General features: G+C 39.3%; 15 protein-coding genes, 1 riboswitch and 1 other annotated feature. All 15 genes read left to right on the forward strand.

Annotated elements, in window-relative coordinates; genetic code table 11:
* Positions 1–175: 175 nt before the first annotated feature.
* The 15 genes from ACMW72_RS06630 (at position 176) to rsfS (ending at position 14,047) form a co-directional block, all read left to right on the forward strand.
* Positions 176–1,588 carry a glycoside hydrolase family 1 protein gene (locus tag ACMW72_RS06630; protein WP_418368059.1) on the forward strand — a complete coding sequence of 471 codons (1,413 nt, stop codon included), beginning with the start codon at positions 176–178 and terminating at the stop codon, positions 1,586–1,588.
* Positions 1,589–1,759: 171 nt separating this feature from the next.
* Positions 1,760–3,703, forward strand: a complete 1,944-nt coding sequence (locus ACMW72_RS06635; RefSeq protein WP_418368060.1) for a beta-glucoside-specific PTS transporter subunit IIABC — start codon at positions 1,760–1,762, stop codon at positions 3,701–3,703.
* Between the two features lie 588 nt (positions 3,704–4,291).
* Positions 4,292–4,927, forward strand: coding sequence for a hypothetical protein (locus tag ACMW72_RS06640; RefSeq protein WP_418368061.1), 636 nt, complete (start codon positions 4,292–4,294; stop codon positions 4,925–4,927).
* A 291-nt stretch (positions 4,928–5,218) separates the two neighbouring features.
* A complete protein-coding gene (locus ACMW72_RS06645; protein ID WP_418368062.1) occupies positions 5,219–5,611 on the forward strand; it encodes a DUF302 domain-containing protein in 393 nt (130 codons plus the stop codon).
* A gap of 150 nt (positions 5,612–5,761) precedes the next feature.
* Positions 5,762–6,436, forward strand: a complete 675-nt coding sequence (locus tag ACMW72_RS06650; RefSeq protein ID WP_418368063.1) for a response regulator transcription factor — start codon at positions 5,762–5,764, stop codon at positions 6,434–6,436.
* Between the two features lie 536 nt (positions 6,437–6,972).
* Positions 6,973–7,159, forward strand: a riboswitch (cobalamin riboswitch).
* A 146-nt stretch (positions 7,160–7,305) separates the two neighbouring features.
* Positions 7,306–8,340, forward strand: coding sequence for a FecCD family ABC transporter permease (locus ACMW72_RS06655; RefSeq protein ID WP_418368064.1), 1,035 nt, complete (start codon positions 7,306–7,308; stop codon positions 8,338–8,340).
* Between the two features lie 3 nt (positions 8,341–8,343).
* Positions 8,344–9,123: an ABC transporter ATP-binding protein gene (locus ACMW72_RS06660; RefSeq protein WP_418368065.1), complete on the forward strand. Its 780-nt coding sequence runs from the start codon at positions 8,344–8,346 to the stop codon at positions 9,121–9,123.
* 122 nt (positions 9,124–9,245) lie between these two features.
* Positions 9,246–9,560, forward strand: coding sequence for an MTH1187 family thiamine-binding protein (locus tag ACMW72_RS06665; protein ID WP_418368066.1), 315 nt, complete (start codon positions 9,246–9,248; stop codon positions 9,558–9,560).
* 147 nt (positions 9,561–9,707) lie between these two features.
* The gene (locus ACMW72_RS06670) at positions 9,708–10,229 is read left to right on the forward strand and encodes a YqeG family HAD IIIA-type phosphatase (protein WP_418368067.1); all 522 of its coding nucleotides are present in this window, start codon (positions 9,708–9,710) and stop codon (positions 10,227–10,229) included.
* Positions 10,230–11,342, forward strand: a complete 1,113-nt coding sequence (gene yqeH / locus ACMW72_RS06675; protein WP_418368068.1) for a ribosome biogenesis GTPase YqeH — start codon at positions 10,230–10,232, stop codon at positions 11,340–11,342.
* A gap of 24 nt (positions 11,343–11,366) precedes the next feature.
* Positions 11,367–12,227, forward strand: a complete 861-nt coding sequence (locus tag ACMW72_RS06680; protein WP_418368069.1) for a shikimate dehydrogenase — start codon at positions 11,367–11,369, stop codon at positions 12,225–12,227.
* Positions 12,221–12,517 (forward strand): ribosome assembly RNA-binding protein YhbY, encoded by a 297-nt coding sequence (yhbY, locus tag ACMW72_RS06685; RefSeq protein ID WP_418368070.1) that lies wholly within the window; start codon positions 12,221–12,223, stop codon positions 12,515–12,517. Before ACMW72_RS06680 ends, yhbY begins: the two co-directional genes overlap by 7 nt.
* Entirely contained in the window at positions 12,517–13,110 is a 594-nt protein-coding gene (locus tag ACMW72_RS06690) for a nicotinate-nucleotide adenylyltransferase (protein WP_418368151.1), read from the forward strand. Before yhbY ends, ACMW72_RS06690 begins: the two co-directional genes overlap by 1 nt.
* A complete protein-coding gene (yqeK, locus tag ACMW72_RS06695; protein WP_418368071.1) occupies positions 13,100–13,672 on the forward strand; it encodes a bis(5'-nucleosyl)-tetraphosphatase (symmetrical) YqeK in 573 nt (190 codons plus the stop codon). Before ACMW72_RS06690 ends, yqeK begins: the two co-directional genes overlap by 11 nt.
* 6 nt (positions 13,673–13,678) lie before the next feature.
* Entirely contained in the window at positions 13,679–14,047 is a 369-nt protein-coding gene (gene rsfS / locus ACMW72_RS06700; RefSeq protein ID WP_418368072.1) for a ribosome silencing factor, read from the forward strand.
* Between the two features lie 69 nt (positions 14,048–14,116).
* Positions 14,117–14,350, forward strand: a binding site (T-box leader).
* Positions 14,351–14,397 lie beyond the last annotated feature (47 nt).

The following is a 14,397-nucleotide window of genomic DNA, read 5'->3' on the forward strand; positions in this document are numbered from 1 at the left end:
TGTATTGACAAAAATGAAAGCGCATGCTAGATTGGAGGTAGAAAATGAATATGGATCAGACAATTGGGATTGTTACTGGTCATGCAGGCAAAACCTAAATTGTCTCGCCATTTAGGATATTGGCGGGCAATTTAGGTTTTTATTTTTCATCTAACGAAAATAGGAGGGAACAAGAATGGAACACGCTCAGCTTAAACCGTTTCCAACTGGGTTTTTATGGGGCGGTTCGACTTCTGCTTACCAAGTCGAAGGTGCATGGAATGAAGACGGAAAAGGGCCATCCGTCATCGATATGGCGAAACATCCTGAAGGAACGGCCGATTTTAAAGTCGCTAGCGACCACTATCATCACTATAAAGAAGATATTGCGCTACTAGCTGAAATGGGCTTTAAAGCGTACCGTTTTTCTATCGCTTGGACGCGCATTTATCCGCACGGCGATGGTGAACTGAATGCCAAAGGACTGCAATTTTATGACAACTTAATTAATGAGATCATTCAACACGGCATTGAACCGATTGTCACCATCTATCATTTTGATTTGCCTTACGCCTTGCAGGTTAAAGGCGGCTGGTCAAATCGCGCGACGATCGACGCTTATGTCAACTATTGCCGAACGTTATTCGAGCATTTTGGCGATCGGGTGAAATATTGGCTAACCATTAACGAGCAAAACATGATGATCCTCCATGGGGAAGCCATTGGCGTTGTTGACCGCAACGCCGAAAATCCGAAAAAAGAGCTGTACCAGCAAAACCACCATATGTTCGTCGCCCAAGCGAAAGCCATGGCGCTTTGCCATCAACTGCTTCCTGACGCCAAAATCGGACCCGCGCCGAATATTGTGACCATTTATCCCGCCAGCTCGAAACCGGAAGACGTACTAGCAGCGAATACGTACGCCGCCATCCGCAACTGGCTCTATTTAGACATGGCCGTCTATGGACGCTATAACCCGATTGCATGGGCGTATTTGGAACAAAAAGGGTATGCGCCAACGATTGTTGACGGCGATATGGACATCTTGCAAAATGCCAAGCCCGACTTTATTGCCTTTAACTACTACACCTCGCAAACGGTGGCCGCCAGCGAAGGAAATGAAAATGATATCGGCCATACCGGCGACCAGCATATTACAATTGGCGAACCGGGCGTGTACAAAGGCGTATCGAACCCGAGCTTAAAGAAAAACGAATTCGGCTGGGAAATTGACCCTGTTGGCTTCCGAACGACGCTGCGGGAAATTTACGAACGCTACCATTTGCCACTTATCGTTACTGAAAATGGGTTAGGAGCTTACGACCGGTTAGAAGAAGGCGATATCGTCAACGACACGTACCGAATCGAATTTTTACGCAACCATATTGAGCAAATGCGCTTAGTCATTAACGACGGTGTTAACGTGTTCGGCTATTGCCCATGGTCGGCGATCGATTTAGTCAGCACACATCAAGGAATAAGTAAACGATACGGTTTTATTTACGTCAACCGCGACGAATTTGATTTAAAGGATTTGCGCCGCATCCGCAAACAAAGTTTTTACTGGTATCAACGAGTCATCGCCTCAAACGGCGAGCAATTGGACTAACCGACAACTGAATCATTCCTTGCCAAGCGGTGAAAATCAGGAAAGGAATGTTACCATTCGGGCATAACCTGAACTGATTTGAACCGCACAGCCGATGTTTGTTGTGCGCGTTCAAATTCGTTCAGGTTTTCTTTTTGAACATATGACCAATCTATAAGAGGGGGAAAGAACATGAAATACGAACAACTAGCGAGAAACATTCTCCGCCTCGTCGGCGGCAAAGAAAATGTCATTAGCGTCGTTCATTGCATCACCCGTTTGCGCTTTCAATTAAAAGACGAAACGAAAGCGGATACAGAGGCGTTAAAAAACTTGGATGGCGTCGTCACCGTCATAAAAAGTGGCGGGCAGTACCAAGTTGTCATCGGCAACCATGTCCCTGACGTTTATAAAGCCGTCATTTCAATTGGCGGATTTCAATCATCGCAATCCGTACAAGACGAAAAGAAACAAAATATGTTTAATCGCTTTATCGATGTCGTTTCGGGGATTTTCACGCCCACTCTCGGCGTGTTAGCCGCTACCGGGATGATCAAAGGGTTTGTCGCTTTATTCGTCTCGCTCGGCTGGCTCAATTCGTCATCGGGAACGTATCATATTTTATACGCCATCGGCGATTCGCTGTTTTATTTCTTCCCGATTTTTCTCGGCTATACCGCCAGCCAAAAATTCGGCGGCACCCCGTTTATCGGTATGGCCGTTGGGGCAGCATTAGTATACCCGGCGCTGGCCAATTTGACGAGCGGCAAGGCGCTGTATACCTTATTTTCCGGCACAGTGTTTGAATCGCCCGTTTATATTACGTTCCTTGGCATCCCAGTCATTTTAATGACGTATTCTTCTTCCGTTATCCCAATCATTCTGGCAGCGTATTTTGGCGCTAAAGTGGAGAATGGGTTGAAGAAAATCATCCCGGATGTCGTCAAAACGTTTTTAGTGCCATTTTCCACTCTGCTAGTTGTCGTCCCGCTAACGTTTTTAGTCATTGGGCCGATTGCGACATGGGCCGGAAAATTGCTTGGCCAAGGAACGGTCGCCATCTATCATCTATCACCGCTGGTCGCTGGTTTACTCTTAGCCGGCTTTTGGCAAGTGTTTGTCATATTCGGCCTTCATTGGGGCCTTGTTTCGATTGCCATTAACAACTTGAGTGTGCTTGGCGAGGATTCGATTTTAGCGTTAGCTTTCGCTCCTTCCTTCGCTCAAATCGGTGCGGTTCTCGCCGTCATGGTCACAACGAAACAGCAAAAATTGAAAACGCTTAGCATTCCAGCTTTTATTTCCGGCGTATTCGGTGTGACAGAGCCAGCGATTTACGGCGTCACCCTACCGCTCAAAAAGCCGTTCATCATCAGCTGCATCGCCGCAGCGGTCGGTGGAGCACTCATCGGAATCTTTGGGGCGAAAATATATATGATTGGCGGACTCGGCATTTTCGGCATTCCGTCTTTTATCGACCCGAAACACGGCATTACGTTTAGCTTATGGGGAACGATCATTGCCATCACCGTCGCTTTCCTTCTTGGGTTCATCTTGACGTTGCTATTTGGGCGAAACAAAGCAACCGACCACGCACCGTCCCGTCAAGCAACTGATCAAGCAACAGATCATAACACGCCAAGCGGGGAAATGATTGCCAGCCCATTGACAGGGGAAATTAAGGCATTATCCACCATCGAAGACGCCGCCTTTTCATCCGGTGCTATCGGCCAAGGAGTGGCCATTGAACCAACGGAAGGCCGATTAGTGTCGCCTGTATCCGGCACGGTCACTGCCCTTTTCCCGACGAAACACGCCATTGGCATTACCTCGGACGAAGGGACGGAAATTTTGATCCATATTGGCATGAATACCGTCCAACTGGAAGGGAAATGGTTCACCGCCCACGTCACGGAAGGCACGCGCGTCGAAAAGGGAGATCTGCTCATCGAATTCAACATCAAAGAAATTCAAGCGGCCGGTTTTGAAACGGTCACCCCTGTTGTCATCACAAATTCAGCCGAGTATACGGATTGGCGCATCACGGATAAGAAACACATCCAAGCGGGGGAACCGATCCTCGCTCTCCATAAAACGAATCAGCAACATATCCAAATTGGGGAGCCGAGCCGATAACCGCCACCGATAAACATTAATCCATTCTACCGCAACCGAAACGAAGCCGCGGAACAATCGATTCCGCGGTTTTATTATTGATACAACGATTCTATGCGGTCCTTGCGTGTAAACGGAGTAAACCGAATGATTCTTAAAGCAGCTGGCTTCCCACAAATGGTTCGCCCGATATTGCGCAGAAGGAAAAATTGATGGGTATTAACGCCTTGAAGGTAGCGGAAAGTAGATCATCCCAATGGCAAAGTTTCTTCCCCCGAACTTGCCAATATTCTTATGAAAGAGAGAATAGATAAAAAGACAGTCCATCCCACATAGTTGAAAAGATGGTGCAGTCTTTAGGGAAAGAGGAGTGGGAAAATATGGGTTGACAAATGTATTGCCAAATCCGTTTGAAATGCAGATGATTTAGGGAATATTGTTCATTTTTTCATTTTATTGGAAAAAGCTAAAACAGGATAGATTCCAGCAAAGGAAAATAAATCCGAATCAACACTTGAATCAGGCGTAGAACCTGATAGATAGGTATGTTTTCATAAAAAAAAATATTAGGAAAAGGAAAGGATTGAGCCGATTGGATAGAGAAATAAAATGATGTCTGTCAATATTCATTGTTGGAATGATTCTTATGGGGCTTTTAGGGAACTAGGCAGAACATCGGCGAGTCGATTTCGCGCACGACGAAAGGCGCATATCAGACGGCCATGTATACATACCAAATACGTCAAAAAGCCAGTTCGCACCGTAAAATACAAATACGACGAAGTCGTCAACCGGATTGAACAAATGGAAGACGGAAAGGTGACAAAATATCGCTATAATGCACTGAATGAGCTTGTTCAAGCGGGAGATCAATTCTATTATTACGATGCAAATGGCAACCTAGTTCAAAAAGAAACAAAAGAAACGCTTGTCAAATATAAGGGAGTTTACTATCTAAACGGTTCCCAAGTGGAATACGAGTATGATGCCTTACGAAGAAAAGCCGTAAGGGATCAAGAAGGAATACAACTAGGATATAAATTTGCCAAGACTGCGAGCATCATAAAGACGAGCAAAAACTTTTTAAGAGGTTATGCATCAAGACTGGACTCTCCAAAACTAGGGATTAGTATTAATGGTAAACAATTAAGATTGAATTTGCAGTTTTTTGCTAAGGGTATTAGTAAAAAATCATTAAAAGAAGCTCAATTAGGAACGAGGCGATCGATCAGCTGGGGAAGATGAAGTTGTTTCATGATTTCGCTTAGCATATTGAGATAGGTAGATGGATAAATAGCGCGAATTTGAATGTTCATTTTGTGCGACTCCTTTATTTTGCTCGTTCCTTACCCATTCGACACGGTTCGAAAAAATACTTTTTCGGATTCAAAGGTTGCGAAATGTGAGATATTATAATCATTTTTAAGAAAAGTTGGGAAAAAATTAGAATGATTCTTGTCTATATAGTAAGAAAAAAAGTAAAATGGAAGATGGAAATAGGAATTATTCCTAAAAACTTTTTTGGAGGGGTATAGAATGGAAAATTTTGAATACGTTGTTGCATCAAATAAAGAATTTGAATCAACGATCGAAGCCATTGATGCAGAACTAAAAAAAATCAATTTTAAAATTGTATCTCGCATCAATATTCATGAAAACATTTTAAATAAAGGATATGACTTCAAAAAGAAGGTTAGTGTATTAGAAATTTGCAATGCTAGTGAAGCTTACGAAATCCTTTCTTTAGGTACTGAAGTATCAATCTTCCTACCTTGTAAAATCACTGTTACTGAAGATGAAAATGGTGTAAATGTTCGTCTACCAAGACCTACTTTCCTATTAAATCAATATGGAAAAGAAGAATGGAATAAAATCGCTGACAAAGTAGAAGGTTTAATGATCAGTGTGATGGACGCAGCAGCAAAATAAGTTTTAAATACGATACTTTTCCCATTGTGTGATATACACAGTGGGATTTTTTTATTTAAATTTTTTTGATAAACTAATCCAAGAAAAAGGGATTTATCTTCATACTTTCTTTATAGTTTCATTCTATAATCTTATAGAGGTTGATAAATAATGACAAGAATTCTAATCGTTGATGATGAATTTCATATGAGACAACTTTTACGGATTTATTTACAACAACATGATTTTCACGTAGATGAAGCAGAAAACGGAAAAGAAGCATATGATAAAATCTTAAAAGAAAATTATGATCTAATGATTCTTGATGTGATGATGCCTGTGATGGATGGATGGGAAACATTAGAGAAAATAAGGAAAATATCTGATATCCCTGTTTTGATGCTGACAGCAAAAGGTACGACAGAGGATAAAGTAACTGGGCTTACATCTGGAGCTGATGATTACCTGGTAAAGCCGTTTGAAGAGGCAGAGTTGGTTGCTCGTATTCAGGCTTTATTACGAAGAATACAAAAAAGTACAGAAGAAGATGAGTTATTGAAATATAAAGGGATTGTTTTAAATCTTTCAGCAAGGATTGCTTTTTACCTAGAAGAAACGATAAACCTTACCCCAACCGAATTCGATTTATTGGAGGTCTTAATGAAACATAAAGGAAAAGTTTTGTCGCGAGAGCAATTGATTGAAATGGTTTGGGGGATTGACTTTGTGGGAGAGGACCGTACTGTTGATTCTCATATTAAAAATTTGAGAGAAAAACTTCGGAAAGCTGGAGTGAAAGAACAAATCATAAAAACGGTATGGGGAATAGGATATAAAGTAGAATAAGAATGAGATATTTAAATCTATTCTGAGGGAATGAAGTGGGAATTATGAGAATTTTTTTATGGGTTATTTTTTCTATATTTTTAATTTTTTTCGGTGGTTCCTTCCTCTTGTTTGCTGTTCGGATGATTTGGTTTTCTCCAAATACGATGGGGATGATGATGGGCAGAAAAATGATGTTTCACCATATGTATTTTTGGATGAGAGGAACGTTTTGGATTTTTATCGTTCTTATCGGCCTTCTTATTATAATTTGGCTGATTTATGATTGGCAAAAAAGAAGAAAGTAAAGAATAAAGAACTATGAATTGTTAAGCCAACAGATGAGTTTAGACCCGCCTTTTTTTAAGGTGGGAATTTTTAGCACAAAAAAAAAGAGGCAGAGTTATTGCAAAAGCAGTTTGAACTCAACAGATGTGAAAAAGGAACTCTAAAAGCGCTTTAATGTACAAACTTATTTTTGATTATAAAACTCTGAACAAAGATAAGATAGTGCTTGTTAAATTGTTTTTATACGTTATAATGAACTCAGAAAATAAAATAACGTGTGGCAAATAGGTTCTTTCTGATTCGTCAGAAAGATGAAAAGGGAAGTTCGGTGAGAATCCGACGCGGTCCCGCCACTGTGATTGGTGTAAGCCTCCACATGAATCCACTGTCGTAAGACGGGAAGGAGTGGAAGGTATGCCATCAGCCAGGAGACCTGCCTATTTGTTAAGGAAGCTTAACCTTCGAGGAAAAGGGAAGGCATCTATCTCATTGACAAATTGGATCATGATGTCCTTATGTCCCTTTTTATCTTCGGGTAAAAAGGGACTTTTACTTTTCCTTGACATGCCCTATTTATCCAAATCTTTAAAATAGGTGTTGCTATGAAACAAAAAAAGAATCTTGCTCTTATCATAGGATCTTTGTTCCTTCTTCTCTTTTTTTCTATATTTGCAAGCCTGTTTGTTGGATCTGTTCATTTAGACTTCGTTTCAACAGTGAAAATTTTGGTGAATCAACTTCCTGGAATTGAACTCGCTCCAGATTGGGAAATTAGTGATGAGATGATCATTATCAATTTACGTTTGCCCAGAATTATTTTGGCATCTTTAGTAGGTGCGATGTTGTCCATTTCCGGTGTGGCATTTCAAGGTGTCTTACGAAATCCTTTGGCGGATCCGTATATTTTGGGTGTATCTTCTGGAGCAGCTTTAGGCGCAGCATCCACTTTAATCTTTGTTCCTGATCTTTCATTATTCGGTCATTTTACCCTTCCCATCTTTGCTTTTCTTGGGGCAATGATGGCATTGGGATTTGTGGTACTTTTGGCGAAAAGGCAATATTACCGAGGAAGTGAAACATTGATTCTTGCTGGGGTGATCGTTCAATCCCTTATGGGGGCCGTTCTTTCCTTTTTAATTACCATATCTGATAACAAACTTCAATCGATCATCTTTTGGCTTATGGGCAGTTTAGCCAACCATGATTGGACCGATATTCTCGTTCTCATCCCTTATTTTTTATTTGGTACAATCTTTTTACTTTTTCAATATAAAGACCTGAATGTTCTTGCCTTAGGAGAGAATGCGGCAACCTACCTAGGAATGGAAGTAGGGAAACAAAAAGTAAGGATTTTGACCATTGCTTCCTTACTAGCTGCTTCTGCGATCTCGATTGTAGGTATAATTGGGTTTGTAGGTTTAATTATTCCTCATATACTCAGAGTCTTATTTGGTGCAAATCATCGAATATTACTCCCTGTGTCTGTTTTAGCTGGTTCAGTTTTTTTAATCCTTACAGATACTTTAGCGCGAACGATGATTCCTTCAAGCGAAATTCCCATCGGTGTTCTGACTGCATTTTTAGGTGCGCCTTTTTTCGCATATCTCTTTTATAAAAATCGAAATGGGAGGGGTTAAAAATTGAGTCTCTTCCAAGTTAAGCGTGTGTCTCATTTTTTTGGACAAAAACAAGTGTTGCGTAACATTCATTTTGAAGTAGAAAAGGGACGTGTTCTTGGCATCATTGGGCCAAATGGAAGCGGGAAAACCACTTTAATACAAGCCATGAGCGGTTTGTTTGACGTTGATGAAGGTGAGATTCTATTTCAAGGTAAAAACATAACGAGCTATCGTAAGAAAGAGTTAGCTCGAAAATTAGCGGTAATGTCTCAAGAGGGAACTCCGCCTCTCCCTTTTACCGTTAATGAAGTGGTATCGATGGGAAGGTATCCGTGGTTAGACTTTTTCACAGATTTATCGGTAAGGGATAAAGACCTAGTAAAAAAAACCCTGGTGCAATTGGATTTATGGGAGAAACGTTTTCAGCAAGTGGCTACATTAAGCGGCGGTGAGCGCCAATTAGTTTCTTTGGCAAGGGCGATGGTTCAAGATCCGGTAGTTTTATTTCTAGATGAACCAACCACTTATTTAGATATTGGTCACCAAATCTTAGTATTAGAACATATTCGCAAATGGCATCAAGAAAAAGAGATTACGATTGTAATGGTACTCCATGACTTAAATTTGGCAGCTCAATACTGTGATGAATTGATCTTAATTCAAGATGGAAAGATTGAATCTATCGGTAAGGTAGAGGAAGTGCTTAATGTTAAGGAAATTGAACGAGTTTACCATACAAAGCCAATTTTAGTACAGCATCCAATACGAAAGGTTCCACAAATTTTGTTACAAGGGCAATAAACTAATGATACGTATCCTTTATGAGTGAAATGAAATGTCCAGTTGTTTTCTATGGAAAATCTTTGTTAAAATTAAGATAGTGGAAATGGAACCTCATTTTTTTAGGAAAAGGAGTGATGATGATGGCAATTGTAGAAGTAACGATAACTCCTCTAGGAACAGGCAGTCCAAGTATAAGTCAATATGTGGCTAATGTACATAAAGTATTAGAAGAAGCACCCGAACCAGTGAAATTTCAACTTACGGCAATGAGTACGATTATTGAAGGTGATTTAAAAGATATTATGGCTGTGATCATGAGAATGCACGAAGTCCCTTTTGAAAATGGTGCTTTACGTGTATCCACTTTAATTCGTATCGATGACAGGAGAGATAAACAAGCATCAATCGAACAAAAACTTCGCTCAGTAAATGAGAAATTGGGGCATGAGGCCTAAACACTACTTGATGAAAGAAGACTACACCTTGTTGTAGTCTTTTTTAATGTTTTGCAGAAGGAAGGATAAATATGGTATAGTTATTGCCGATAACCATTTTTGTAGAGTATCGTCGTATTTATTTTTATACATAAGGAGTTTTTGCACGTGTTATTAAAAAACTTTGTACCAGATCTATATGTTCAGTCTATCTATCATATTGATCTTGATGCCCTGAAAAAAAGAGGGATCACTTCCATTATTACCGATTTGGACAATACTCTTGTGGAAGCTGATTCTCCTTATTACACTCCTAAATTGGTAAAATGGTTAGATGATTTACAAGAAATGGGTTTTAAAGTCATAATTGTATCCAACAATAATTTAACAAGAGTAGCTGAATTTGCTGATCCACTAACCGTTCCATACATACATCGGGCAAGAAAACCCCTAAAACGAGCATTTAAACAAGCATTGGAACGATTGCAATCGACAGTTAAAGAAACAGTTGTCATTGGTGATCAATTATTAACGGATATTTTTGGTGGAAAGCGAATGGGGTTTTATACGATTCTTGTTATTCCCATTTCAAAAAAAGAAAAATTAGGAACGAAGATCATTCGAGTGATTGAACGAATAATCATGAAATGGTTAAAACGTAGAGGATTGATTGCTTGGGAGGATGAATAAATGTCAGAAATGCTATATTGTGAAGGTTGTGGCGCAATACTACAAACAACCGATCAAACCAAAGCAGGCTTTATCCCATCATCAGCATTAGAAACAGGAAATCGCATCTGTCAGCGCTGTTTTCGGATTAAGCACTACAATGAAGTTATACCTATTCAAATGGACGAGGATGAATTTTTAGAGATCCTTCATTCGATCGGACAAACGGATAATTTTGTTGTTCAAATTGTCGATCTTTTTGATATCGATGGCACTTTAATCTCTGGTTTGCCACGATTTATTGGCCATAATCCTTTTATTCTTGTTGCAAACAAAATTGATTTATTTCCAAAATCTGTTAAGTATGAAAAAATCAAACATTGGCTAAGAAAATATGTTAATGAGCATGGACTTTTTCCTGAAGAAATTTTTCTCATCAGTGCGGAAAAGAATATTGGTTTAAAGGAAGTGATTCACTATCTGGAAAAAGAAAAAGGGAATCGTGATGTATTTGTTGTTGGCGCAACCAATGTGGGCAAATCCTCTTTTATTAATCAAGTCATTCAAATCCTTAAAGGAAAGCAAAGTCATATCGAATTAACCACTTCAAGGTATCCAGGGACCACCTTGAACGTAGTGCGAATTCCATTTATCGACGGAAAAGATATCATTGATACTCCAGGTATTGTCAATCATAAACGATTTAGTGAATGGGTTGGGCCAAAAACATTAAAAGCCATTTTACCGAATAAAACGGTAAAACCAAAGGTGTACCAATTAGCTGGAGAACAAACGTTATTCTGGGGCGGTTTAGCTCGAATTGACCAAGTAGGGAAAACAAGGAATAATTTTGTCTGCTATTTAGCGAATGGAATTTCTATTCATCGAACAAAACGAGAAAATGCGGATGAAATTTATCAAAAACATCTAGGTGAATTGCTAAAACCCCCAACCATTGAAGAAGCCAAACAATTGCCTCCATTTGCAAAGCATGATTTTCGTTTTACAGGAAGAAATAAAGTGGATATCGTCATCTCAGGTTTAGGATGGGTAGCAGTAGATGGCGAACCCACAAATATTGAGGTTTACGTACCAAAAGGAATTAGCGTACATCTTCGTGATGCATTGATTTAAAGTATTATTTGGGAGAGAATGATGATGAATAGCCAAACTCAATTGATCGGATTGATCGGCCATCCTGTTTCCCATTCCAAGTCACCAGAAATGCATAATGGGATGTTTGCAAAATTGGATTTGAATTATGTCTATCTCGCTTTTGATGTTCCCCCTTCGCATTTAAAAGAAGCGATTGAAGGGATGAAAGCCTTAAAGATCAAAGGTTTCAATGTTACGATTCCTCATAAAGTAGAAGTGATGAAGTATTTAGATCAAGTCTCAGAAGAAGCAAAACAGATTGGTGCAGTGAATACCATCGTAAACGATGAGGGCCGATTAATTGGATATAATACTGATGGTATAGGATATCTCCGCTCTTTAATAGAAGAAACAGGGGTACAATTAAAAGGAAAAAGAGTTTTAATCCTTGGGGCTGGCGGTGCAGCAAGGGCAATTGGTTATACGATCGCCAATTCTCCAATCGGACAATTAACCATTATCAATCGAGATCAGAATAAAGCTCACATTTTGAGAAAAAGTTTAGAACAATATACAAAAACAGATGTATTATCAATCGAACAAATGGAAAAAGGGGTTAAAGAAGCAGATATTATTGTAAATACGACATCCATTGGTATGGCTCCTAATATTGATCAATCACTGATCAAAAAAGAATGGATTCAACCGAATCATCTCGTAAGTGATATCATCTATAATCCTTTAGAAACCAAGCTGATTCAAGAGGCGAGATCACAAGGAGCACAAGTTCATTCAGGATTAGGAATGTTTATCTACCAAGGGGTCATTGCTTTTGAAAAATGGACAGGAATTACCCCTGATCCTTCTTACATGAGATTAAAGGTGATTGAATCGATAAAAGAGAAAGGAAGAAATACATGTTAACAGGAAAACAAAAACGATATTTGCGTTCATTAGCACATCATCTTGATCCCATTTTCCAAGTGGGAAAAGGCGGAGTGAACGAGAATATGATTAACCAAATTAATGATGCCCTTGAAGCTCGTGAATTGATCAAAGTTTCAGTTTTAAAAAATAGTTTACAAGATCCCGATGAAGCGGCAGAGGCGATACTAAAAGGAACGAAAGCTGAACTTGTTCAAATTATTGGCCATACCATCGTCCTTTATAAAGAATCGAAGGAAAATAAAACGATCGAATTACCAAGATCATGATGAAAAAAGTAGGGATACTTGGTGGAACCTTTGATCCGCTTCATATCGGTCATTTCATTATGGCTGATCAATCCCTTTTCTATGGGGGATTAGATGAAATTTGGTTTATGCCGGCACATATCCCCCCCCATAAATTAGGCCGAAAAATTACGCCAGTTCATCATCGGATCGAAATGGTGAAACGAGCAATTGAAAATGAACCCCAGTTTCGCCTATGTACGATCGAATTGGAACGTGATGGGCCTTCATATACTTTGGATACGGTTAAGGAATTAAATTCAAGATATCCTAATATTTCCTTTTCTTTTATTATTGGTGGCGATATGATTGAATATTTACCTAATTGGTATCGTATTGAAGAATTATTGTCACTCATACAATTTATCGGTTTAGTCCGACCCGGTTATTCACTAGATAACCTTACATCAAAAGAAAAACAAATCATTAAGCATGTAAAAATGATCCCAATGCCCCAATTAGAGATTTCCTCTACATTAATCCGTCAATGGGTTAAGGAAGGGAGACCACTCCGACATGTCGTTCCTAACCCTGTGGAACAATATATAAAGGAGAACCATTTATATGAAGATTGATTTAGAGTATCTAAAAGCAGAGTTAAACAAAGAAGTGACTGAACATCGCTATATTCATTCTTTAGGAGTTGCGGATACGGCTAAACAATTAGCTGCAAGATATGGAGCTGATCCATTGAAAGCGGAAATAGCTGGTATTCTCCATGATTTTACAAAATTTTGGCCAAAAGAAAAGTTAGCTCAATATATTCGCCAATATCAAGAATTAGCTCAAGATTTATTAGATTATAATGCAGAACTCTGGCATGGACCGGTTGCTTCGATCGTTATTCAAGAACGATTTGCGATTCATGATGAAGAAGTGATTATGGCCATTCGTTATCATACATCTGGACGAGAGCAAATGTCCCTTTTAGAAAAAGTTGTTTGTCTCGCTGATTATATTGAACCCTCGCGTCAATTTCCTGGTGTAGAAGAGATTCGGGAAATGGCAAAATCGAATCTAGATGAAGCACTAAGAATGGCATTTGATGGAACGATTCAACTTTTAATCAAAAAGAAGATGAAAATCTATCCTTTAACAGTTAAAGCCCGAAATGATTTAGTAGGGGGGAATGATTGAGTTAGAATGGAGGAAAGAGAATTGGAATATTCGATACTGGATATTGCGAAGTTGGCCGCAAAAACAGCTTTGGACAAAAAAGCAAAAGATGTAATGATTCTTGAAATAAAAGGCTTATCTCTGATTGCTGACTATTTTGTCATTTGTAGCGGGAATTCGGAAACTCAAGTTCAAGCGATTGCAAATGAAATCAAAGATAAAATGGAAGAAAATCAGATTGAGGTTAAAGGTTGGGAAGGGATCGAGCAATCAAGATGGGTCTTGATCGATCTTGGGGATGTCGTGGTTCATGTATTCCATAAAGATGAACGGGAATTTTATAATTTGGAACGGCTTTGGCGAGACGCTCCAGTGATTGAAGTAGATGAGTTATAGAATGATGATCGACTATTGACAATCCAAAGTAAAATTTCATATAATCATAATTAAAATTGAAATTGAAGTATAACAGTAATGCGAAGGAATAGTAACAAGATGATTGATTTTTCAGAGAGTCGGTGGTTGGTGGAAACCGATAAATCAACTCTTGTGAACTCCCCTTCAAACTGTAGAGGGGAAAAATGAGTACTTTCTACCGTATTATCTGCGTTAAAGATCTAAAGTGGTATTTTCATTGTTATGGTGAAAATATCATTAGGGTGGTACCACGGGATTGTTTACTAACCTCTCGTCCCTAGCAATTGAGCTTTGGGGTGGGGGGTTTTATTACTTTTTGAGGAGGTTTC

Origin of the sequence: Tepidibacillus sp. LV47 (assembly GCF_048381575.1) — a bacterium.
Lineage (GTDB): Bacteria > Bacillota > Bacilli > Tepidibacillales > Tepidibacillaceae > Tepidibacillus.

Coding starts and splice junctions, on each gene's coding strand:
- ACMW72_RS06650 (WP_418368063.1), top strand. CDS start 5,762: ATGACAAGAATTCTAATCGTTGATGATGAATTTCATATGAGACAACTT.
- ACMW72_RS06640 (WP_418368061.1), top strand. CDS start 4,292: ATGATGTCTGTCAATATTCATTGTTGGAATGATTCTTATGGGGCTTTT.
- yqeH (WP_418368068.1), top strand. CDS start 10,230: ATGTCAGAAATGCTATATTGTGAAGGTTGTGGCGCAATACTACAAACA.
- ACMW72_RS06655 (WP_418368064.1), top strand. CDS start 7,306: ATGAAACAAAAAAAGAATCTTGCTCTTATCATAGGATCTTTGTTCCTT.
- yqeK (WP_418368071.1), top strand. CDS start 13,100: ATGAAGATTGATTTAGAGTATCTAAAAGCAGAGTTAAACAAAGAAGTG.
- ACMW72_RS06665 (WP_418368066.1), top strand. CDS start 9,246: ATGGCAATTGTAGAAGTAACGATAACTCCTCTAGGAACAGGCAGTCCA.
- rsfS (WP_418368072.1), top strand. CDS start 13,679: ATGGAGGAAAGAGAATTGGAATATTCGATACTGGATATTGCGAAGTTG.
- ACMW72_RS06645 (WP_418368062.1), top strand. CDS start 5,219: ATGGAAAATTTTGAATACGTTGTTGCATCAAATAAAGAATTTGAATCA.
- ACMW72_RS06690 (WP_418368151.1), top strand. CDS start 12,517: ATGAAAAAAGTAGGGATACTTGGTGGAACCTTTGATCCGCTTCATATC.
- ACMW72_RS06635 (WP_418368060.1), top strand. CDS start 1,760: ATGAAATACGAACAACTAGCGAGAAACATTCTCCGCCTCGTCGGCGGC.
- ACMW72_RS06630 (WP_418368059.1), top strand. CDS start 176: ATGGAACACGCTCAGCTTAAACCGTTTCCAACTGGGTTTTTATGGGGC.
- yhbY (WP_418368070.1), top strand. CDS start 12,221: ATGTTAACAGGAAAACAAAAACGATATTTGCGTTCATTAGCACATCAT.
- ACMW72_RS06680 (WP_418368069.1), top strand. CDS start 11,367: ATGAATAGCCAAACTCAATTGATCGGATTGATCGGCCATCCTGTTTCC.